Origin of the sequence: Methylobacterium hispanicum, assembly GCF_022179285.1 — a bacterium.
GTDB classification, from domain to species: domain Bacteria; phylum Pseudomonadota; class Alphaproteobacteria; order Rhizobiales; family Beijerinckiaceae; genus Methylobacterium; species Methylobacterium hispanicum.
In genome coordinates this window covers 44,398-64,895 of record NZ_BPQO01000017.1, presented here as the reverse complement: position 1 = coordinate 64,895, position 20,498 = coordinate 44,398, and the positions used below count along the sequence as shown (strand labels likewise).

Below are 20,498 nucleotides of genomic sequence, written 5' to 3'. Positions count from 1 at the left end.
CTAGGATTCGGGGTTCTCCGCGCCCGCCTCGGCCTTGGCCTGCGAGAGGCGGGCGGCGGCGCGCACGATGGAGAGCACGTCGCGGCGGACCTGGTCGTCCTGGATCGAGGCGTAGGCGCGCAGCAACTCGATCGCCCCGTGCGCGCTGAGGAAGCCGAACACGTCCTCCTGCGGTCCCTCGGTCTGGCCCTCGTCCTCGAAGAAGGCCGAGACCGGCACCTCGAGCAGGCGGGCGATCTCGCGCAGGCGCCCGGCGCCGACACGGTTCTGGCCCTTCTCGTACTTCTGAACCTGCTGAAATGTCACGCCGACCGCGTTGCCGAGGGCCGTCTGGCTGAGGCCGCGCGCCTTCCGCAACGCGGTGATGCGAATGCCGACGAGGCGGTCCACGTCGGTCGTTTGCTTCGGCATCATCGGACCAGAACCACCCTCTTCACGTTGCCGCCCGCGCCAGCCCGCCGCCGCCCGATGCCCCGACACCCTTCCGGGGCCGAGATCTCCGCGCCGCCGTCCGGGATACGCCGGAGACCTCACCCCTCGGGTGCGCGTCGTGCGAGTTCTCAGCCGGCCGCCCGACAGCACATCCCGTTCATATGCTCAAGTTGCGCAAAATGTCCATCTCCACCGTGCGGCCGGAGGAAGGTCTCCCGCGCGCGAAATGCTGAGTCCGCGGTTGACTCCCGCTGCCGCGGGCCTGAACCCTCGCGCTCACGCGCACCAGAACGGAGATGCGGATGTTTATTGCCATGAACCGCTTCAGGGTGGTCAAGGATTCGACGGCCGAGTTCGAGCAGGTGTGGCTGGGACGCGACAGCCACCTCGGCGAGATGGCGGGCTTCGTGGAGTTCCACCTGCTGCGCGGCCCGGAAGCCGAGGACCACGTCCTCTACGCCTCGCACACCATCTGGCGCTCGCGGGCCGATTTCGAGGCCTGGACGCGCTCCGAGCAGTTCCGCAAGGCGCACGGCCGCGTGCCCTCGACCAAGCCGCTCTATCTCGGCCACCCGCAATTCGAGGGTTTCGAGACGATCCAGACGGTCGCCCGCCCCGCCACGCCGGACGAGGCCGCGGCCTGAGGCGCCCGGTGCCCGGTCGCCTCAGGCGGCCGGGCGCAGGCGCGGCAGGAAGACCGCGAGCAGGCCGATCAGCGGCAGGTAGGCGCAGAGCCCGTAGACGAACGCGATGCCGGTCCGGTCCGCGACCTCGCCGAGCACGGCCGCCCCGAGGCCGCCCATGCCGAAGGCGAAGCCGAAGAACAGCCCTCCGACGAGCCCGATCCGCCCGGGCAGCAATTCCTGCGCGAAGACCAGGATCGCGGGCATCGCCGAGGCCAGGATCAGGCCGATCGGCACGGTGAGCGCCACCGTCCAGCCGAGGCCGACATGGGGCAGTGCCAGCGCGAAGGGCAGCACGCCCAGGATCGAGCCCCAGATCACCGGCTTGCGGCCGATGCGGTCGCCGATCGGGCCGCCGAGGATCGTGCCGGCCGCGACCGAGCCGAGGAAGACGAACAGGTAGAGCTGCGACTGCACCACCGAGACGCCGAAGCGGTCGATCAGGTAGAATGTGTAGTAGGATGAGAAGCTCGCCATGTAGAAATACTTGGAGAAGATCAGCGCGAGCAGGACCGCGACGCTCGTGCCCACCCTCAGCCGCGTCAGGCCGTTCTCCGCGCCGCCGCCCGCCCGGGGCCGCGCCACCGCCGTCCGCAGGCGCGCCCGGTACCAGCGCCCGACCGCCGAGAGCACCGCGATGCCCGCGAGCGCGGCCAGCGTGAACCAGGCCACGCTCGCCTGGCCGTGCGGCACCACGAGCGCCGCCGCGAGCAGCGGTCCGAGCGCCGTGCCGGCGTTGCCGCCCACCTGGAACATCGACTGCGCGAGGCCGTAGCGCCCGCCCGCTGCCAGCCGGGCGACGCGCGAGGCCTCCGGGTGGAACACCGCCGACCCGATCCCGATCAGCCCGGCGGCGAGGAGGAGCGCGGGGTAGGCCGAGGCTGTGGCGAGCGCGACGAGGCCGACCAGCGACATCGTCATGCCGCCCGCCAGCGAGAAGGGCAGCGGCCGGCGGTCGGTGTAGAGCCCCACCACCGGCTGCAGGATCGAGGCCGTCACCTGGAACACGAAGGTGATCAGGCCGACCTGCCCGAAATCCAGGGCGAAGCGGGCCTTGAGCAGCGGGTAGATCGCCGGCAGCAGCGACTGCACGAGGTCGTTGAGCAGGTGCGACAGGCTGAGCCCGGCCAGGATCGCCAGGGCCGGTCCGGACGCCGGATCCCGGGCGGTCGCGGCCCCGGCGGCCGCCGGCCGCTCGCCCGCGGGCAGCGCGCCCGCAACCTCGATGCCCTGTCCGCTCATCGCCGCATCCGTCCCGGCGCGTCCCGAGACCTCGCCGTCGCAGGACCGTCGCACGGTCCGGAAAACCGATCCCTAGCGCAGGCGGGGGGCGCCCGGCAGTGCTGCGGGTGACGAAGTGGCCCGCGTGCCGCGCCGGCACCGACGCGGCGGGCGCGGAGCTTGCGGACAAGCGGCGGTGCGACGTCGCGGACGCATGAACCTGTCCCGTTTCAGGACATTTCTCCGACCAGAACGGACCGATGGCCCAGCAGATGTTCCAAGATCGGCCTCCTCGGATCTACCGCGCCCTCCCCGAACCGGGTGCGCGCCGGACCGTCTGGGCGGCGTTGCTGCCGCGGCGCCGACGCGCGCTCGCGCGGCTCGGCGTCCCGCTCGCGGCGGCCTGCGTCGATCTGGCGGTGATCGTCGGCGTGACGCTGCTCCTCGAATACGCCTACGCCTACACGATGGAGGTCGGACCCCCGGCCTCCCCCCACCTGCGGGCGTGGCGCCTCGCGGGTCTGCTCGCCCTCGTGGTCCTCTGTGCCAACACCCTGCGGGGCAGCTACACGATCGAGACCCTGCTCGACCGCCGGCCCCAGCTCCAGCGCACGGCCTCGCTCTGGCTCGCCGCCTGGGGCGCCGTGCTGGTGGTGGGCTTCGTCACCAAGACCACGACCGACTTCTCGCGCGCGGTGGCGGCCGGGACCTTCGTGCTCGGACTGCCGGCACTGATGCTCGGCCGTGCCCTCACGGTCCGGCTGGTGCGCCGCCTCGCCCGGCCGGGCTCGTCCTCGCTCGTGCGGATCCATCTCGTCGGCTACGAGGAGGACATCGCCCGCTTCTACGCGGGCAACGCCGCGGACGCCCTGGGATTGCGGGTGATCGGCACGAGCTACCTGCGCGCTCCCGCGCCGGAGGCCGACCCCGCCGCGCGCCAGGCTCAGCTGGACGAGGATCTCGAACTCGCCGTCTCCGTGGTGCGCTTCCTGCGGCCCGACGACGTGTTCATCCTCGTGCCCTGGGCCTCCACCGCCGAGGTCGAGCGCTGCATCGACGCGTTCCTGCGCGTGCCGGCCGCCCTGCACCTGCGGCCCGGCACCGTGCTCGACCGCTTCCCCGACATGCAGGTCTCGCGGATCGGACGGCTGTCCGGGATCAATGTCGGGCGCCGCCCGCTCAACCTCGCCGAGGTGGCGCTGAAGCGCGGCTTCGATCTCGCGGTGTCGCTCGTCGCGCTGGCGCTGCTGGCCCCGCTCCTCGGCGTCGTCGCCGTCCTGATCCGGCTCGACACGCCCGGTCCGGTCTTCTTCCGGCAGAAGCGCTACGGCTTCAACCAGCAGCCCTTCTGGGTCTTCAAGTTCCGCAGCATGCGGGCCGAGGCCGACGCGGCCTTCCGGCAGGCGACCCGGAACGACGCGCGCGTCACCCGGGTCGGCGCCTTCCTGCGCCGCACCAACCTCGACGAACTGCCCCAGCTCCTCAATGTCCTGAAGGGGGACATGTCCCTCGTCGGCCCGCGCCCGCACGCGCTGGCGCACGACCGCAGCTTCGAGCGGCGCATCGCCCTCTACGCCCGGCGCCACAACGTGCGGCCCGGCATCACCGGCTGGGCCCAGGTCAACGGCCTGCGCGGCGAGACGCTGACCGACGCCGACATGGAGGCCCGGGTCGCCCACGACCTGCACTACATCGACAATTGGTCGCTCTGGTTCGACATCCGGATCATCCTCCGCACGGTGGTCTCGCCCCGCGCCTACGACAACGCATTCTGACCCGTCCGCGGGCCGGCGGCGACCTCAGGTTCCGGGCCGCGATTTGACAACACGGGCCCCGTGAACCACTTGTCCCGCCGCGAGGCCCCATCCCGCCCAGGGGCCGGCCATCCGCACAATCCGTCCGACCCGTCGCGGTGGCTCCGTCGAGAGGCTGATCCGTCCATGAAAGTCGTCGTCGTCGAGTCGCCGGCCAAAGCCAAGACGATCAACAAGTATCTCGGCCGCGACTACGAGGTGCTGGCCTCCTTCGGCCATATCCGCGACCTGCCGGCCAAGGACGGATCGGTCGATCCGGAGGCCGACTTCCAGATGGTCTGGGAGCTGGAGGACCGCGGCTCGAAGCGCGTCTCGGAGATCGCCAAGGCAGTCAAGGGCGCCGAGAAGCTGATCCTGGCGACCGACCCGGACCGCGAGGGCGAGGCGATCTCCTGGCACGTGCTGGAGGCGCTGACCGCCCGCAAGGCGCTGAAAGGCATCCCGGTCGAGCGCGTCACCTTCAACGCGATCACGAAGGACTCGGTCGAGCAGGCGATGCGGCGGCCCCGCGCGATCGACCAGGCGCTGGTCGATGCCTATCTGGCCCGTCGCGCGCTCGACTATCTGGTCGGCTTCAACCTCTCGCCGGTGCTCTGGCGCAAGCTCCCGGGCGCCCGCTCGGCGGGCCGCGTGCAGTCGGTGGCGCTGCGCCTCGTCACCGAGCGCGAGGTCGAGATCGAGACGTTCCGCCCACGCGAGTACTGGTCGCTGGTGGCCACCCTCGCGACCGACAAGGGCGGCGTGTTCGACGCGCGGCTCGTGGGCGCCGACGGCCGGCGCATCCAGCGCCTCGACGTCGGCACGGGCGAGGAGGCGGCGGCCTTCCGCCGCGACCTCGAACTCGCGACCTTCCGGGTCGCCGCCGTCGAGGCCAAGCCCGCCAAGCGCCATCCGCAGCCGCCCTTCACAACCTCGACGCTGCAGCAGGAAGCCTCGCGCAAGCTCGGGCTCGCCCCGGCCCAGACCATGCGGGTCGCCCAGCGGCTCTACGAGGGCGTCGATATCGGCGGCGAGACCGTCGGCATCATCACCTATATGCGGACCGACGGCGTCGACATGGCGCCCGAGGCCATCCAGGATGCGCGCGCGGTGATCGGGCGCGAGTTCGGCGACGCCTATGTGCCGGGCGCGCCGCGCAAGTACACGGTCAAGGCCAAGAACGCGCAGGAGGCCCACGAGGCCGTGCGCCCGACAGACATGGGCCTGCTGCCCAAGCAGATCGCCCGCCACCTCGAGCCCGAGCAGGCCAAGCTCTACGAGCTGATCTGGACCCGCACCGTGGCGAGCCAGATGGAGTCGGCCGAGCTGGAGCGCACCACCGTCGATGTCGAGGCGAGCGTCGGCCCGCGCAGGCTCGATCTGCGCGCGACCGGCCAGGTGGTGAAGTTCGACGGCTTCCTCACCCTCTACCAGGAGGGCAAGGACGACGAGGAGGACGAGGAGTCGAAGCGCCTGCCGATGATGCGGGCGAACGATGCGCTCACCCGCGAGCGCATCACCGCGACCCAGCACTTCACCGAGCCGCCGCCGCGCTACTCGGAGGCCAGCCTCGTCAAGCGCATGGAGGAGCTCGGCATCGGCCGACCCTCGACCTACGCCGCCGTGCTCCAGACGCTGCGCGACCGTGAGTACGTGCGCATCGAGAAGAAGCGCCTCGTGCCCGAGGACAAGGGACGGCTCGTCACCGGATTCCTGGAAAGCTTCTTCAAGCGCTACGTCGAGTACGACTTCACCGCCGACCTCGAGGGCCAGCTCGACCGGGTCTCGAACGCCGAGATCGATTGGCGGGCGGTGCTGCGCGACTTCTGGCGCGACTTCTCCGCCGCGATCGGCAACACGAAGGAACTGCGCGTCACCGACGTGCTGGAGGCGCTGAACGGGCTGCTCGGCGCCCACATCTTCCCCGAGAAGGCGGACGGCTCGAACCCGCGCGCCTGCCCGACCTGCGGCTCGGGCCAACTCTCGCTGAAGCTCGGCAAGTTCGGGGCCTTCGTGGGCTGCTCGAACTACCCCGAGTGCAAGTACACCCGCCAGCTCTCGGCCTCGGGGCTCGACGGCGAGGGCGAGGGCTCCTCCGCGGACGGCGGCCAGCCGGGCGTGCGGGTGCTGGGCGACGACCCGGCCACCGGCCTGCCGGTGAGCCTGCGCGACGGCCGCTTCGGGCCCTTCGTGCAGCTCGGCGAGGCCTCGACCGAGAAGGGCGCCGAGAAGCCGAAGCGCTCCTCGCTGCCCAAGGGCCTCGCGCCCTCGGCGGTCGATCTGGAGAAGGCGCTGCGGCTGCTGGCGCTTCCCCGCGAGGTGGCGCGCCATCCCGAGACGGGCGAGCCGATCCTGGCCAATCTCGGCCGCTTCGGGCCCTACGTGCAGCACGGCAAGACCTACGCGAATCTCGGGCGTGACGACGACGTCCTGGAGATCGGGGCGAACCGCGCCATCGACCTCATCGTGGCCAAGGAGCAGGGCGGCGGGCGCGGCCGGCCGGCCGCCGACCCTGGCCGTCCGCTCGGCAAGGACGAGGCGAGCGGGCGCGAGCTCGTCGTCAAGGCCGGCAAGTACGGCCCCTACGTGACGGACGGCGAGGTGAACGCCACCCTGCCGAAGACCGCGAGCGCCGAGGCGCTGACGCTGGAAGAGGGCATCGCCCTCGTCAAGGCGCGGCGGGAGGCGGGCGGCGGGAAGCCCGCGCGCGGCGGCCGCAAGACGGCGGCCAAGCCCACCCGGAAGGCGGCGGCGAGGAAGGCGGACGGGGACGGCGAGGCCGCACCCGCCGGGAAGGCAGGGGCCAAGGCAGGGGCCAAGGCGGGCACGAAGGCGCGCGCCAAGGCCGCGGCGAAGCCGGCTGCCAAGGCTGCCGGGGCGAGCGTCGCCAAGACGGTCAAGACGACCAAGACGGTCAAGACGACCAAGGCGGCCAAGACGACGGCCGGATCGGATCCGGCCTAGCGCCGCGCGACACCCTGACCGAGCGGTCTCGCCCGGACGCGTGTGCCGGGGCGAACGGGACGGCGAACCGTTTCGGGTCCGGCGACGTTTCGCATCCGACCGAATCGCAGAGGGGGTCGCGTGATCAAGAGGTTCTGTCTCGCCCTGGCCTTCGCGGGCGGGCTCATGGCGTCCGCCCCGGCCTCCGCCATGACGCTGCCGACGGCCGCCGGTCTCGCGGGCGCCGCCGACAGCGCCATCGTCGAGGTTCGCTGGCGGCGGCACTGGCGGCGCCATCACCGCCACCGCTGGCACAGGCACCACCATCGCCGCTGGCACCACCACCGGCGCCATCGCCACGCGCTGAACCATCACCGACCGCTGCGCTTCAGCGTCGGCCGGGCTCCGGTCACGCGGGCCCAGCCCTGGCGCGACCCGGTGCGCCCCGTTGCAGGCGGCCGTCTGACGCCGCGGCTCGACTGAGCGCCCGGGTCCCCGCTCTCGCCACGGGCGTCGGCCACGCTACCTCCCCGTGCGACACCGCGAACGAGGCGGATGAACCAGACAGGGAGAAGCCCGATGCCGCTCGAGAGATACACGCACGGCGCGCCGCACCACGATGCGGCCACCGAGGGCGCGATCCGCTTTCCGATGACGAACGGACAGCGCGTGATCGCCTGCGAGATCGAGGCGGAGGTGTTGCGCCAGCAGTTCGGCGACGACGGGGGCGACCCGCTCGACGTGTTCCTGCGGCACAGGGCGGCGATCGAGGCCGCGGCGAGCCGGGCCTATGACCGCGGCAGCTTCCCGAACGACCTGATGGAGCTGACCGCGAACGATTTCGCGCCGGGCGCCTGAGCGCGGTTGCCGTGCCGGTGGAGGCCGCGCGCCTCCACCGGCCCGTCCCCCGGCCTCAGGCGAGGTAGCCGCTGCCGAACTGGGCTACGCTGATGCCGGCGAGTTCGACGGAACCGCCGCCCGACAGGAGGAGCAGGGCGTTCCCGCCCGCGGCGGAGCCGAGCGTGTAGGTCTGGCCCGAGAGGCTGAGGCGGTCCCCCTGGCTGCCGTCGAAGCCGAGGATCAGGTCGCGCCCGGAATTCGCGCCGAACACGAAGCGGTCCGCTCCGAGATTGCCCACGAGCACGTCGTCGCCCGCATTGCCGAAGAGCACGTCGTCGCCCTGGCCGCCGTAGAGCGTATCGTTGCCCTGACCGCCGTAGAGGGTGTCTGCGCCCTGGTTGCCGTACACGATGTCGGCGCCGAGGTTCCCGTAGACGACGTCGTTGCCGAGATTGCCGAAGGCCACGTCCGCGTCCTGGCCGCCGATCACGCTGTCGTTGCCCTGGCCGCCGTACAGCACGTCCGCGCCCTGGTTTCCGTAGATCAGGTCGTCGCCCTGGTTGCCGTAGAGGACGTCCGCCCCGCCGCCGCCGGCGAGCGTGTCGGTTCCGAGGCCGCCCTGCAGGATCTCGGCGGCTTCTCCGCCCGCGATGCGGTCGGCGCCGGAGCCGCCGATCGCGCGGCCGACCTGCGTGCCGTAGGCGATGCCGATGTTGTTGGTGAGGCCGCCGGCGCTGCTGAAGCTGCCGGGGGTCAGGTCCACGACGGCGTTCTGAGCGAAGCCGGAGAGATCGAGGGTGTTTCCGGACGCGCTGCTGTAGAGCGTCACCACCGGGCGCGTGTTGATGCTGAAGTCGAAGAAGGTCTTCGTCGCGTCGGCGATGGTGGTGTTGAAGCCGAAGGTCTGCGCCTGCGTGAGCGTGCCGACGGTCGCGGCGCCGTAGATCCGCTGGATCGCCAGGATGTCGAGGGATTGCGGCGTCACCGCCTGGTTCGGAGAGGTCCCGTCCGCCGCCAGCCCGTAATTGGCGCGCAGCGGGTAGCTGCCGTACAGCCGCGCGTTCACGTCGTTGGGCGCGACGTACGACATGATGCTGTAGGGGGCCTGATCGTAGACCGTGAACTGCGCCGCCGATGCGCCGGCCCCGCCCGTCCCCTCGCCCTCGTTGTAGGGGCCGCCATGGTCGAGGCCGAGCAGGTGGCCGATCTCGTGCACGGCGGTGTTGAAGGCGTTGCCGCCGTCCGAGTAATCGTTGGCCCAGTTGCCGAAGCCGATGCCCGGCCGCATGTCCACGCTGATATAGGGGCCGACGCGCTGCGGGATCAGGCTCGAGCCGATCGGCACGGCGTACGCGTCGGCTGCCGTGAAGAAGGCCTTCGTGTCGGTGTTGCGGCGGAACGTGAAGTCGGCCGCGGCCGTGCCGGAGGCCTCCGCGAACTGGACGTTGGCGACGTTCTGCCAGACCTGCATGCCCGCCAGGTAGGTCGCCTTCTCGGCGGCGCTGAAGCTCCCGTCGAAGGCGTAGCGCAGGGTGCCGCCCGGGGTGCCCGCTGTCTTGTTCGGCCCGGAGAGGTCTCCCCCGGCGGTGGGGAAGCCGCCGCCCCACTTGAATACGCCGGATTCCGTGGCGTTGTAGCTCCGGTCGGTCGCGTTGTAGGTCGCGCCCGCTGTCGCGGCGACGGTTCCGTCGGCATTGAAGCCGGAGATGAAGACGATCTCGCGAAGGGCATCCGCGCTGAGGGCTGGTAGAACTTGAGCAACCATTGGTCGTCCCCCTGAAGCTGCGTTGTTCAGGTCCGGCTGGACAGTGCAGCGTCGTGCATGATGGATCGGTCCGCGGACATCTCTCCGCAACGCGGCGGATGATGCCCGGTCGTCCAATGTTTTGATGCATGTGATCCAGGTTTCCGGCTGTAACGCCGCGGCAACATGGTTGCGGCCCTAGCAAGTCGTGGGACTGGCTGGGCGACATTTGAGACGCGGAACCGTGATCCGACAGGCGAGTATTCTGCCCCGACCGGTGCCCTACTGCACTGCACACGCCGCCGCCGCCGCGCGCTGCGCCGCGGGGGCTGCCGGCCCCGGGGGGCGCACGTGCAACAGATCAGCCGATCCGCCGGGGGCGAGCCAGTCGAGCCCGAACTCGTTACTGAGTGTGTTCACAATTTCAGGCTATCCCTTCGCACGAGGGTCATTCACGAAGCGCCCAGCCACAGTCTCGCACGGAATCCGCGAGTCTTCCGGCGTCGGCGTTTCGTGCCGAGCCTGACTGGTCGGCGATCAAGAACGAACGATGTCGAACAAGGACGTTGAGGGTCCGCAGGGCGAGGGTCCGCGGATCCTGTGCCACCGCTTCGAGCCCCCCGCCGACAGGGCCGACCTGGGACGCGCGTGGCGTGAGCACCTCGCGCCCGTCTTCGCGGTCGCCTTCCGGCCCGAGACAGACCTCACGGTGCCGATCGCGATGCGCTCCTACCACCTCGGCGACCTGCTGATCGGGGACGTGGTCGCCCCCGCCCACATCCTGGAGCGCACGCCCGAGATGATCCAGCAGCAGGGGCTCGACCATATCCTGCTGCAATTCTACCGGCGGGGGCAGAGTACGGTCGAGAGCGAGGACAGGGCGAACCCGGTCCTCGAGACGCAGTGCGTGGTCTTCGACCTCGCCCAGCCCGTCCGCATCGTCGCCGCCGCCGTCGATGCCACGAACGTCGTGATCCCCCGCGCCCTCTTGGAGGACCAGGGATGCCGGCCGGAAGGCCTGCACGGCCAAGCCTTCGACCACGACGGCGATCCCTATGCGCGCCTCGTCCACGCCTTCATCGCCGACGTCGTCGCCTGCGGCGACCTGCTCCACCAGCACGAGGCCGCGACCGCCGCGCGGGCGATCGTGCAGCTCTGCGGCACCTATCTGCGCGGACGCGCGGGCACCGCCGCTCCCCAGAACCTCGATGCGAGCATCAAGGCGCGCCGCCTGATCGAGCGCGAGCTCCACGACTTCGCCCTCAGCCCGGCCACGATCGCGGCGCGCCTCGGCATGTCGCGCTCCACCCTGTACCGGCTCTTCGGCGAGACCGGGGGCGTGCTCGCCTACATCCGGGACCGCCGCCTGATGCGCGCGATGCGGATGCTCGTCCGAGGGGATGCGGCGCGCCCGCTGCGCATCTCGCAACTCGCCTACGCGGTCGGCTTCTCGGACGAGAAGACGTTCCGCCGCGCCTTCCGCCAGCGGTTCGGCTTCATCCCGAGCGAGGCGGTCGCCTACCCGTTCGGCGTCGGCGAGCGGCAGGCCGGGATCTCCGTGCTGCGGAGCTGGTTCGACAACCTGTGAGGCGGCGCTCCGCACTGGTGCCGGCGCGCCCCTCGGCCGGGCGACCGTCCGACCTGCGCCGGCTGGCGACGGAGCCCTGCACGGGCACGGGGGACCCGCGGCCGTCCCCTATGGATCCCTTATGCCCGGCGGCCCGCACCCGGCTTGTTCCCTAACGCGGTGAGCGGGCTTTCTCGCGCCACCCGGGCATCCGCCCGGATGGAGCCTTCCCATGAGCGTCTTCCGGCACATCGCCGCCGAATGCAGGGCCGATCGCGTCTTCGCCCTGATGATCCTGGGTCTCGGCTCGTGGTCGGCCGTCTCCCTGGCGCTGCTCGCGCTGAACATCCTCGACCTGCTGCCCGCGCCGTGAGGCCGACCGCCCGCCCCGGGGCGACCACGCTCCAGCCCCGAGCCGCCCCGCCGCGGCCGACCGGCCGCTGCGACCCCGGTGGGTCCGGCCTCCGATGCGTCGGCGGCCGCTGCCCGATCTGCGCCATTCCCTTTCGCGGCTTCACGGACGGCGATACGGGCGTGATCCGGATCGACCGGGCCGGCTGGGGCGAGGCCTGTCCGCGCGCGGCGCTCCTGGGGGCGCCGGGCGCCTGTCCCGCCCTGCGGGCGGCGTGGCGGCGGGCGTGTCCGGCCGGCTCCGGCGGCCCGGCTGCGGGCCGATCCTAACGCGATCCTTACAACAACGCCGCCCGCCCCCGCTCGAACCCTAACGCGGTTCCCGTCCACATTCCGGGTCGGCCGAGGCCGGTCGCGGGCATGCCCGCCGCCGGCCGGCCCGACAGACACGGACGACCCATGCCCGACATCCTCTTCCTCGCCGGAGGCCTCGCCGTCTTCGCGCTCGCCGCCGGCTACGCCGTCCTCTGCGAACGGCTCTGAAGGCAGGCCGCCATGACCCTCGACCTTGCTCTCGGCGCCCTCGTGACCGCCGGGCTCCTCGTCTACCTCACCTACGCCCTCGTCCGCCCCGAGCGGTTCTGAGCGGCCGAGCACGGACCACCCCTATGACACTCAACGGCTGGATGCAGATCGCGCTCTACGGCGCGATCGTGCTGGCGCTCGTGCGCCCGCTCGGGGCCTACATGACCCGGGTCTTCGACGGCGGGCGCACGCCCCTCTCGCCCGTCCTCGGCCCGCTCGAGCGCGGGCTCTACCGCCTCGCCGGCATCGATGCCCGGCAGGAGCAGACCTGGCTCGGCTACGCGGGCGCGATGGTGCTGTTCAACCTCGCGGGCTTCGTCCTGCTCTACGCGATCCTGCGGCTGCAGGCGGCGCTGCCGCTCAATCCGACCGAACAGGCCGCGGTGGCGCCGGACCTCGCCTTCAACACCGCGACAAGCTTCGTCACCAACACCAACTGGCAGTCCTACGGCGGCGAGACCACGCTCTCGTACCTCGCCCAGATGCTCGGGCTGACCCACCAGAACTTCGTCTCGGCGGCCTCCGGCATGGCGGTGGCGGTGGCGGTGATCCGTGGGTTCGCCCGCGCCTCGTCGAGGACGCTGGGCTCGTTCTGGGTCGATACGACCCGCGCCACCCTCTACGTGCTGCTGCCGCTCTGCGTCCTGATCGCGCTGGTCCTCGTGTCGCAGGGCATGCCGCAGACGCTCGCCCCCTCCGTCGAGGCGACGACCCTCGAGGGCGCGCGGCAGACCATCGCGGTCGGACCCGTGGCGAGCCAGGTCGCCATCAAGATGCTCGGGACCAATGGCGGCGGCTTCTTCAACGCCAACGCCGCCCACCCCTTCGAGAACCCGACCGCGCTCTCGAACCTCCTACAGATGGTCGCGATCTTCGCGATCGGTGCCGCGCTCACCAACGTCTTCGGCCGCATGGTCGGCGACGAGCGCCAGGGCTGGGCGATCCTGGCCGCGATGGGCCTGCTCTTCGCGGCCGGCGTCCTCGTGACCTACTGGGCGGAGGCGAGCGCCCACGGAGTCCTTGCCGATCTCGGCCTCGCGGGCGGCAACATGGAGGGCAAGGAGGTCCGCTTCGGCATCGCCGCCTCCGCGCTGTTCGCGGTGATCACCACGGCCGCCTCCTGCGGCGCGGTCAACGCGATGCACGATTCCTTCACGGCGCTCGGCGGTCTCGTGCCGCTCCTCAACATGCAGCTCGGCGAGGTCATCGTCGGCGGCGTGGGTGCCGGCCTCTACGGCATGCTGGTCTTCGTCGTGGTGGCGATCTTCGTGGCCGGCCTGATGGTCGGGCGCACGCCCGAATATCTCGGCAAGAAGATCGAGGCACGCGAGGTGAAGATGGCGGTGCTCGGCATCCTCTGCCTGCCGCTGATGATGCTGGGCTTCACCGCGCTCGCGACCGTCGTGCCCGCCGGCCTCGCGGGTCCGGCCAATGCAGGGCCCCACGGCTTCTCGGAGATCCTCTACGCCTACACCTCGGCCGCGGCCAACAACGGCTCGGCCTTCGGTGGTATCACCGCCAACACCCTGTTCTACAACACGACGCTCGCCATCGGCATGCTGGTCGGCCGGTTCTTCGTGAAGATCCCGGTGCTCGCCGTCGCGGGCTCGCTCGCGGCCAAGAAGCGGCTGCCGGCCTCGGCCGGCACCTTCCCGACTCATGGCGGCCTCTTCGTCGGCCTGCTGGTTGGCGTGGTGCTGATCATCGGCGGCCTGACCTTCTTCCCCGCGCTGGCGCTCGGCCCCGTGGTCGAGCACCTCGCCGGGGCGGCGGGCCAGACCTTCGCGACGGGAGGCTGAGATGCCGCGTGCCATCCCCTCCCGGCGCCTGCCGCGCCATCACCTGCTGCCGCACCGGACGGCCCGGCACCGCGCGCACGGTTCCGGGATCAAGCCCCTGCGCACCTCGGACCTCGTGCTTGCGCTCCTCGGTGTCGTGCTCCTCGGCGGCCTCGCCCTGCTTGCGGCCCTCGCGCTGACCGCCGGCGCGAGCGCCGCCTGACCCGACCGCGGCCCGGTGCCGGGCGCCGGGCCGCCCACCCTTCCTCGGACACGCGAACCCATGTCCCGCAAGACCTCATCGCTCCTCGGCGCTGCCCTCGTCGGGCCCGCCCTCTTCGGCTCCGTCAGGAAGCTCGACCCGCGCGTCATGATCCGCAACCCGGTCATGTTCGTGGTCGAGGTCGTGGCGGCGCTGACCACCCTGCTCTTCGTGCGCGACCTCGCCGCCGGCGGATCCGACCTGCTCTTTTCCGGCCAGATCGTCCTCTGGCTCTGGTTCACCCTGCTGTTCGCCAACTTCGCCGAGGCGCTGGCCGAGGGCCGCGGCAAGGCCCAGGCCGACAGCCTCCGGCGCACCCGCACGGAGATGACGGCCAAGCGCCTCACCGGGCCCGGCCGGGCCTACGAGACCGTGCCGGGCACGAGCCTCAAGGTCGGCGACGTCGTCCTGGTGGAGGCCGGCGACCTGATCCCGTCCGACGGCGAGGTCGTCGCGGGCGTGGCCTCCGTCAACGAGGCCGCCATCACCGGCGAGTCGGCCCCCGTCATCCGCGAGTCGGGGGGCGACCGCTCGGCGGTGACCGGCGGCACGCAGGTGCTGTCGGACGAGATCAGGGTCCGCATCACGGCCGCGGCCGGCTCGACCTTCGTCGATCGCATGATCGCGCTGGTCGAAGGTGCGGCGCGCCAGAAGACCCCGAACGAGATCGCGCTGAACATCCTGCTGGCCGGCCTCACCATCGTGTTCGTCCTCGCGGTGGCGACCATCCCGAGCTTCGCGAGCTATGCGGGCGGGTCGATCCCGGTCGCCGTGCTGGTGGCCCTCTTCGTCACGCTGATTCCGACGACCATCGGCGCGCTGCTCTCCGCCATCGGCATCGCCGGCATGGACCGGCTGGTGCGCTTCAACGTGCTCGCCATGTCGGGCCGCGCCGTGGAGGCGGCGGGCGACGTCGATACGCTGCTCCTCGACAAGACCGGCACGATCACGCTGGGCAACCGCCAGGCCACCGAGTTCCGCCCTGTCCGCGGGGTCTCCGAGCACGATCTCGCCGACGCCGCGCAACTCGCCTCGCTCGCCGACGAGACGCCGGAGGGCCGCTCCATCGTGGTGCTCGCCAAGGAGCGCTACGGCATCAGAGCCCGCGACATGGCCGGCCTGAACGCCGCCTTCGTGCCCTTCACCGCGCAATCGCGGATGTCGGGGGTCGATCTGGACGGCGCCTCGATCCGCAAGGGCGCGGTCGATGCCGTCATCGCGTCCCTTACCGGGCAGCCGACGGCGACGCGCGGCTCCGGCGCGGCGCTCGCCTACCGCCCGGCCGTCGAGACCGAGGCCATGATCGAGATCCGCGCCATCGCGGAAGAGATCGCCCGGGCCGGCGGCACGCCCCTGGCCGTGACGAAGGACGACCGCCTCCTCGGGGTGGTCTACCTCAAGGACATCGTGAAGGGCGGGATCCGGGAGCGCTTCGCGGAACTGCGCCGCATGGGCATCCGCACGGTGATGATCACCGGCGACAACCCAATGACCGCGGCGGCGATCGCGGCCGAGGCCGGGGTCGACGACTTCCTCGCCCAGGCGACCCCGGAGGACAAGCTGGCGCTGATCCGCCGCGAGCAGGCCGAGGGCAAGCTGGTCGCCATGTGCGGCGACGGGACCAACGACGCGCCGGCCCTCGCCCAGGCCGATGTGGGCGTGGCCATGAACACAGGCACGGTGGCGGCCCGCGAGGCCGGCAACATGGTGGACCTCGACAGCGACCCGACCAAGCTCATCGAGATCGTCGGCATCGGCAAGCAGTTGCTGATGACCCGGGGGGCGCTCACCACCTTCTCCATCGCCAACGACGTAGCGAAATACTTCGCCATCATCCCGGCGATGTTCCTCTCGCTCTATCCCCAGCTCCAGGCGCTCAACGTCATGGGTCTCGCCTCGCCGCAGAGCGCGATCCTCTCGGCCATCATCTTCAACGCCCTCGTCATCGTGGCGCTGATCCCGCTGGCCCTGAGGGGCGTGACCTACCGGCCGGTCGGCGCCGCCGCGCTGCTCCGCCGCAACCTCCTCGTCTACGGCCTCGGCGGCGTGCTCGTGCCCTTCGTGGCCATCAAGGTCATCGACCTCGCCGTCACCGCCCTCCACCTCGCCTGAACGAACGGTCCTGGGAGACCTGCCATGTCCAACCCGCAACCCATGTCCGATCCGCAACCCATGGCGAATCGCCTGCCGATGTCGAATCCGCTCCGTCCCGCCCTCATCCTGCTCGTCGCCCTGACGGCGCTCACCGGCCTCGCCTACCCGCTGGCCGTCACCGGTCTCGCCGGGACGATCTTTCCCGCCGAGGCCGCCGGCAGCCTGATCACCCGGGACGGGAAGGTGGTCGGATCGAGCCTGATCGGCCAGAGCTTCACCGGCGCGGGCTACTTCCATGGCCGGCCCTCGGCCACGACGGCGCCCGACCCGGCCGATGCGTCGAAGACCGTGGCGGCTCCCTACAACGCGGCGAACTCGATGGGCTCGAACCTCGGGCCGACCAGCGCCGCGCTCGCCGAGCGCGTGCGGGCCGAGCGCGACGCGCTGAGGGCGGAGAACCCGGACGCAGCGGTGCCGGTCGATCTCGTCACCGCGAGCGGCTCGGGGCTCGACCCCGACGTCACGCCGGACGCCGCCCTCTTCCAGGTGCCGCGCGTCGCCCGGGCCCGCGGCCTGCCGGAGGACAGGCTCCGCGCGCTCGTCGCCGGGCAGGTCCGGGGCCGCACGCTGGGTCTGCTCGGGGAGCCGCGCGTCAACGTTCTGGCGCTCAATCTGGCCCTGGACGATCTCGCCCGCCGCTGACCCTCTGGGATAGGATCGCGCATGCCCGAGACCGGCCGCGACCCCAACCGCCCCTCGCCCGACGCGCTGCTCGAAGCCGCCCGCCGGGAGGAGCGGACGCGCGGACGGCTCAAGGTCTTCCTTGGCGCCGCCCCCGGCGTCGGCAAGACCTACGAGATGCTGACGGTCGGCCGGGCCCGGCTGAAGGCCGGCACGGACGTGGTCGTCGGGGTGGTGGAAACGCACGGGCGGGCCGAGACCGAGGCCCTGCTCGACGGCTTCGAGGTCGTCGCCCGCCGGCCGGTGCGCTATCACGGCACGGTCCTGCAGGAGATGGACCTCGACGCGCTGCTGGCCCGCCGGCCGCAACTCGCGCTCGTGGACGAACTCGCCCACACCAACGCGCCGGGCTCTCGCCACCCGAAGCGCTACCAGGACGTCGAGGAACTGCTCGACGCCGGCATCGACGTCCTCACCACGCTCAACATCCAGCACGTCGAGAGCCTCAACGACGTGGTGGCGGCGATCACCCGCATCCGGGTGCGCGAGACGGTGCCGGACGGGGTGCTCGACCGGGCCGACGACATCGAGGTGGTCGATCTCAACCCGGACGACCTCGTCGAGCGCCTGAAGGCCGGCAAGGTCTACCTGCCCGCCGACGCCGAGCGGGCGCTCGGGCACTACTTCTCGCGCGGCAACCTCACGGCCCTGCGCGAGCTCGCCCTCCGGCGCACCGCGGACCGGGTGGACGACGAACTCCTCGGGCACATGCGGGCGAACGCGATCCCGGGGCCCTGGGCGGCGGGCGAGCGGGTCCTCGTCTGCGTCAGCGAGGACCCGCGCTCGGCCGGCCTCGTGCGCTACGCCAAGCGGCTGGCCGATCGGCTGCACGCTCCCTGGACGGCGCTCTCCATCGAGGGACCGCGCGCCGCATCCCTGCGCGAGGGCCAGCGCGACCGGATCGCCGAGGTCCTGCGCCTCGCCGACCGGCTCGGCGGGGACGCCATGACCCTGCCGGGCGGCCGGCGCATCGCCGACGACATCCTGGCCTATGCCCGCTCGGCCAACGTCAACCATGTCGTGGTGGGCAAGGCGACGCGTTCCTGGCTGTTCGAACTCGTCAACGGCTCGGTCGTGCACGACCTCGTGCGGCGCAGCGGCAACATCAGCGTCCATGTCGTTCCCGGAGAGGCCGTCGCGCCGGAGGCGGCGCCGCGCCGGTCCGTGGCGACCGCGCCGCCGCGCCGGGCCTTCGAGACGCGCGCCTATGCCCTGGCTCTCGCCGCGACGGGTGCCGGGCTCGGCCTCGCCGTGCTGCTCCAGCCCTATACGGGCGTGGAGAACGCCGACCTCATGCTGCTCACCGCCGTGGTGGCCGTCGCGGTCCGGTGGGGGCTCGGCCCCTCGCTCACCGCGGTCCTGGCCGCCTCGCTGTCCTACAACTTCTTCTTCCTGCCGCCGGTCTACACCTTCACCATCGCCGACCCGACCAACATCGCGGCCTTTCTGCTCTTCACGCTGGTCGCCGTGCTGGTCTCGAACCTCGCCGCCCGGGCGCGCGCGGTCGCGGTGGTCGCCCAGGCCCGCGCCCGCTCCACGGAGCGGCTCTTCGGCTTCTCGCGCAAGCTCGCGGCCTGCGGGACGCTCGACGACGTGCTCTGGGCCACCTCCGCGCAGGTCGCCACCATGCTGCGGGTCCGGGTCGTCCTGCTGCTGCCCGAGGGCGCCGCCGTCACCGTGCGGGCCGGCTACCCGCCCGAGGACAGGCTGGACGAGGCCGACCTCGCGGCCGCCCAATGGGCCTTCGACAACGACCGCCCGGCGGGCCGCGCCGCCGACACCCTGCCGGGCGCGCGGCGCCTGTTCCTGCCGATGCGCACGGGGCGCGGCACCATCGGGGTCATCGGCCTCGACGCGGACGGCACGGGGCCGATCCTGACGCCGGAGGGCCGCCGCCTCCTCGATGCCCTGGCCGACATGGGCGCGCTCGCCATCGAGCGCGTGCGCCTCGTGGAGGATCTCGACCGGGCCGAGCGCGCTGCCGAGACCGACCGGCTCCGGCAGGCCCTGCTCACCTCGATCAGCCACGACCTGCGCACCCCGCTGGCCTCCGTGCTCGGCTCCGCCAGCACCCTGCGCGACCTCGATGCGGCGCTCGCGCCGGAAGCGAAGGCGGATCTCCTGGCAACCATCATCGCGGAGGCGGAGCGGCTCAACCGCTTCATCGTCAACCTGCTCGACATGACCCGCCTGGAGGCGGGCGCCGTCGCCCCGAACCTCTCGGCGCAGGACGTGGCCGAGACCGTCGACACCGCCCTGCGCCGGGTCGAGGCCGTGCTCGCCGGGCACCGGGTCTCGGTCGCGGTCGCACCGGACCTGCCGACGCTCCGGCTCGACCCCGTGCTGTTCGAGCAGGTGCTGGTCAACCTGCTCGACAACGCCGCCAAGTACGCGCCCGAAGGAACCATGGTTACGGTCCGCGCCCGAATGGAGGGCCGCCGCGTGCGCATCGAGGTCCTGGACGAGGGGCCCGGCCTGCCCGAGGGCGACGTCGAGCGGGTGTTCGACAAGTTCTACCGGGTGCGCCTGGGCGACCGGGTCCGGGCCGGCACGGGCCTCGGTCTCGCCATCGCGCGCGGCTTCGTCGAGGCGATGGGCGGCACCGTCACCGCGGCCAACCGGCCGGATCGGACCGGCGCCGTCTTCACCGTCACGCTGCCGGTTCCGGCCCGGACCGTGCCAGGGGATCTCGCCGCATGAGCCCGACCGTCCTCGTCATCGACGACGAGCCCCCGATCCGCAAGCTGCTGCGCACCGGGCTCTCGACCCAGGGCTACGCCATCGTGGAGGCGGCGAGCGCCGCCGCCGCCCTGGACCTGCTCGCCCGGCAGAGCCCGGACCTCGTCATCCTCGACCTCGGCCTGCCCGACATGCGCGGGCACGACCTGCTGCGCGCCATCCGGGCGGGCCACCCCGCCCTGCCCGTCGTGGTGCTGTCGAGCCGCGACGACGAGGGCGGCAAGGTCGAGGCGCTCGATCTCGGCGCCGACGACTACGTGACGAAGCCCTTCGGCATGGCCGAACTCCTGGCGCGGCTGCGCGCGGCGCTCCGCCACCAGCTCGCCGTGCAGGGCGAGCGCCCGGTCTTCCGGATCGACGGCCTCTCCGTCGATCTGGTCCGGCGCATCGTGAAGGTCGGGGACGACGTGGTGAAGCTCACCCCCCGCGAGTACGACTTCCTGCGCGTCCTCGTGCTGCACGCCGGCAAGGTGCTGACCCACGCCCAGCTCATGCAGGCGGTCTCGGCCTCCTCCGAGCCGCAATACCTGCGCGTCTACATGCGCCAGCTCCGGCAGAAGCTGGAGGTCGACCCCGAGCGCCCGCGCATCCTCCTGACCGAGACCGGCGTCGGCTACCGCCTGCGGGCGCCCGACGACGAGCCGGGCCGAGACGCACGACCGGCCGACCGCGCCGCGCCGGTCCCGGGAGGAGCCCCGGGACCGGATGCGTGACGGCGCGGGGCG

At 71.9% G+C, this 20,498-nt stretch carries 18 protein-coding genes; 15 read left to right on the top strand and 3 right to left on the bottom strand.

Annotated elements, in window-relative coordinates:
- Positions 1 to 414: a helix-turn-helix domain-containing protein gene (locus MFF56_RS18930; RefSeq protein ID WP_066923635.1), complete on the bottom strand. Its 414-nt coding sequence runs from the start codon at positions 412 to 414 to the stop codon at positions 1 to 3.
- A gap of 320 nt (positions 415 to 734) precedes the next feature.
- Here MFF56_RS18930 and hmuQ point away from each other — a divergent pair, with 320 nt between their 5' ends.
- Complete coding sequence (gene hmuQ / locus MFF56_RS18925; RefSeq protein WP_066923632.1) at positions 735 to 1,076, top strand: heme-degrading protein HmuQ; 342 nt, start codon at positions 735 to 737, stop codon at positions 1,074 to 1,076.
- A 21-nt stretch (positions 1,077 to 1,097) separates the two neighbouring features.
- Here the strand turns inward: hmuQ and MFF56_RS18920 are convergent, their stop codons facing one another.
- Positions 1,098 to 2,357, bottom strand: a complete 1,260-nt coding sequence (locus tag MFF56_RS18920) for an MFS transporter (RefSeq protein WP_066923630.1) — start codon at positions 2,355 to 2,357, stop codon at positions 1,098 to 1,100.
- Between the two features lie 251 nt (positions 2,358 to 2,608).
- On the opposite strand from MFF56_RS18920, the gene MFF56_RS18915 reads away from it, so the two are divergent.
- The 4 genes from MFF56_RS18915 to MFF56_RS18900 all read left to right on the top strand — a co-directional run bounded on the left by MFF56_RS18915 (position 2,609) and on the right by MFF56_RS18900 (position 7,930).
- Positions 2,609 to 4,111, top strand: coding sequence for an undecaprenyl-phosphate glucose phosphotransferase (locus tag MFF56_RS18915; protein WP_066923645.1), 1,503 nt, complete (start codon positions 2,609 to 2,611; stop codon positions 4,109 to 4,111).
- A gap of 165 nt (positions 4,112 to 4,276) precedes the next feature.
- Positions 4,277 to 7,093 (top strand): type I DNA topoisomerase, encoded by a 2,817-nt coding sequence (gene topA, locus MFF56_RS18910; RefSeq protein WP_066923628.1) that lies wholly within the window; start codon positions 4,277 to 4,279, stop codon positions 7,091 to 7,093.
- A gap of 120 nt (positions 7,094 to 7,213) precedes the next feature.
- Complete coding sequence (locus tag MFF56_RS18905) at positions 7,214 to 7,555, top strand: hypothetical protein (RefSeq protein WP_197430618.1); 342 nt, start codon at positions 7,214 to 7,216, stop codon at positions 7,553 to 7,555.
- Positions 7,556 to 7,651: 96 nt separating this feature from the next.
- A complete protein-coding gene (locus tag MFF56_RS18900; RefSeq protein ID WP_066923626.1) occupies positions 7,652 to 7,930 on the top strand; it encodes a DUF1488 family protein in 279 nt (92 codons plus the stop codon).
- 55 nt (positions 7,931 to 7,985) lie between these two features.
- Here the strand turns inward: MFF56_RS18900 and MFF56_RS18895 are convergent, their stop codons facing one another.
- A complete protein-coding gene (locus tag MFF56_RS18895; RefSeq protein WP_238230578.1) occupies positions 7,986 to 9,677 on the bottom strand; it encodes a M10 family metallopeptidase C-terminal domain-containing protein in 1,692 nt (563 codons plus the stop codon).
- Positions 9,678 to 10,206: 529 nt separating this feature from the next.
- On the opposite strand from MFF56_RS18895, the gene MFF56_RS18890 reads away from it, so the two are divergent.
- From MFF56_RS18890 to MFF56_RS18850, 10 genes are all read left to right on the top strand, one after another.
- Positions 10,207 to 11,244, top strand: coding sequence for a helix-turn-helix domain-containing protein (locus MFF56_RS18890; RefSeq protein WP_066920642.1), 1,038 nt, complete (start codon positions 10,207 to 10,209; stop codon positions 11,242 to 11,244).
- Between the two features lie 211 nt (positions 11,245 to 11,455).
- Positions 11,456 to 11,596 carry a hypothetical protein gene (locus MFF56_RS18885; RefSeq protein WP_197430510.1) on the top strand — a complete coding sequence of 47 codons (141 nt, stop codon included), beginning with the start codon at positions 11,456 to 11,458 and terminating at the stop codon, positions 11,594 to 11,596.
- 398 nt (positions 11,597 to 11,994) lie between these two features.
- Entirely contained in the window at positions 11,995 to 12,117 is a 123-nt protein-coding gene (locus MFF56_RS32140; RefSeq protein WP_280949065.1) for a hypothetical protein, read from the top strand.
- A gap of 12 nt (positions 12,118 to 12,129) precedes the next feature.
- Positions 12,130 to 12,219, top strand: a complete 90-nt coding sequence (locus tag MFF56_RS18880; protein ID WP_017484418.1) for a K(+)-transporting ATPase subunit F — start codon at positions 12,130 to 12,132, stop codon at positions 12,217 to 12,219.
- A 23-nt stretch (positions 12,220 to 12,242) separates the two neighbouring features.
- On the top strand, positions 12,243 to 13,958 hold the full coding sequence (kdpA, locus tag MFF56_RS18875; protein ID WP_238230576.1) for a potassium-transporting ATPase subunit KdpA: 1,716 nt from the start codon (positions 12,243 to 12,245) through the stop codon (positions 13,956 to 13,958).
- Between the two features lies 1 nt (position 13,959).
- The gene (locus MFF56_RS18870; RefSeq protein ID WP_066921089.1) at positions 13,960 to 14,160 is read left to right on the top strand and encodes a hypothetical protein; all 201 of its coding nucleotides are present in this window, start codon (positions 13,960 to 13,962) and stop codon (positions 14,158 to 14,160) included.
- A 60-nt stretch (positions 14,161 to 14,220) separates the two neighbouring features.
- Positions 14,221 to 16,311 (top strand): potassium-transporting ATPase subunit KdpB, encoded by a 2,091-nt coding sequence (kdpB, locus tag MFF56_RS18865; protein WP_066921091.1) that lies wholly within the window; start codon positions 14,221 to 14,223, stop codon positions 16,309 to 16,311.
- Between the two features lie 78 nt (positions 16,312 to 16,389).
- A complete protein-coding gene (locus tag MFF56_RS18860) occupies positions 16,390 to 16,995 on the top strand; it encodes a K(+)-transporting ATPase subunit C (RefSeq protein WP_066921128.1) in 606 nt (201 codons plus the stop codon).
- A gap of 21 nt (positions 16,996 to 17,016) precedes the next feature.
- Complete coding sequence (locus MFF56_RS18855) at positions 17,017 to 19,734, top strand: ATP-binding protein (protein ID WP_066921093.1); 2,718 nt, start codon at positions 17,017 to 17,019, stop codon at positions 19,732 to 19,734.
- Complete coding sequence (locus MFF56_RS18850; RefSeq protein WP_066921095.1) at positions 19,731 to 20,486, top strand: response regulator; 756 nt, start codon at positions 19,731 to 19,733, stop codon at positions 20,484 to 20,486. Before MFF56_RS18855 ends, MFF56_RS18850 begins: the two co-directional genes overlap by 4 nt.
- The last annotated feature ends 12 nt before the right edge of the window (positions 20,487 to 20,498 follow it).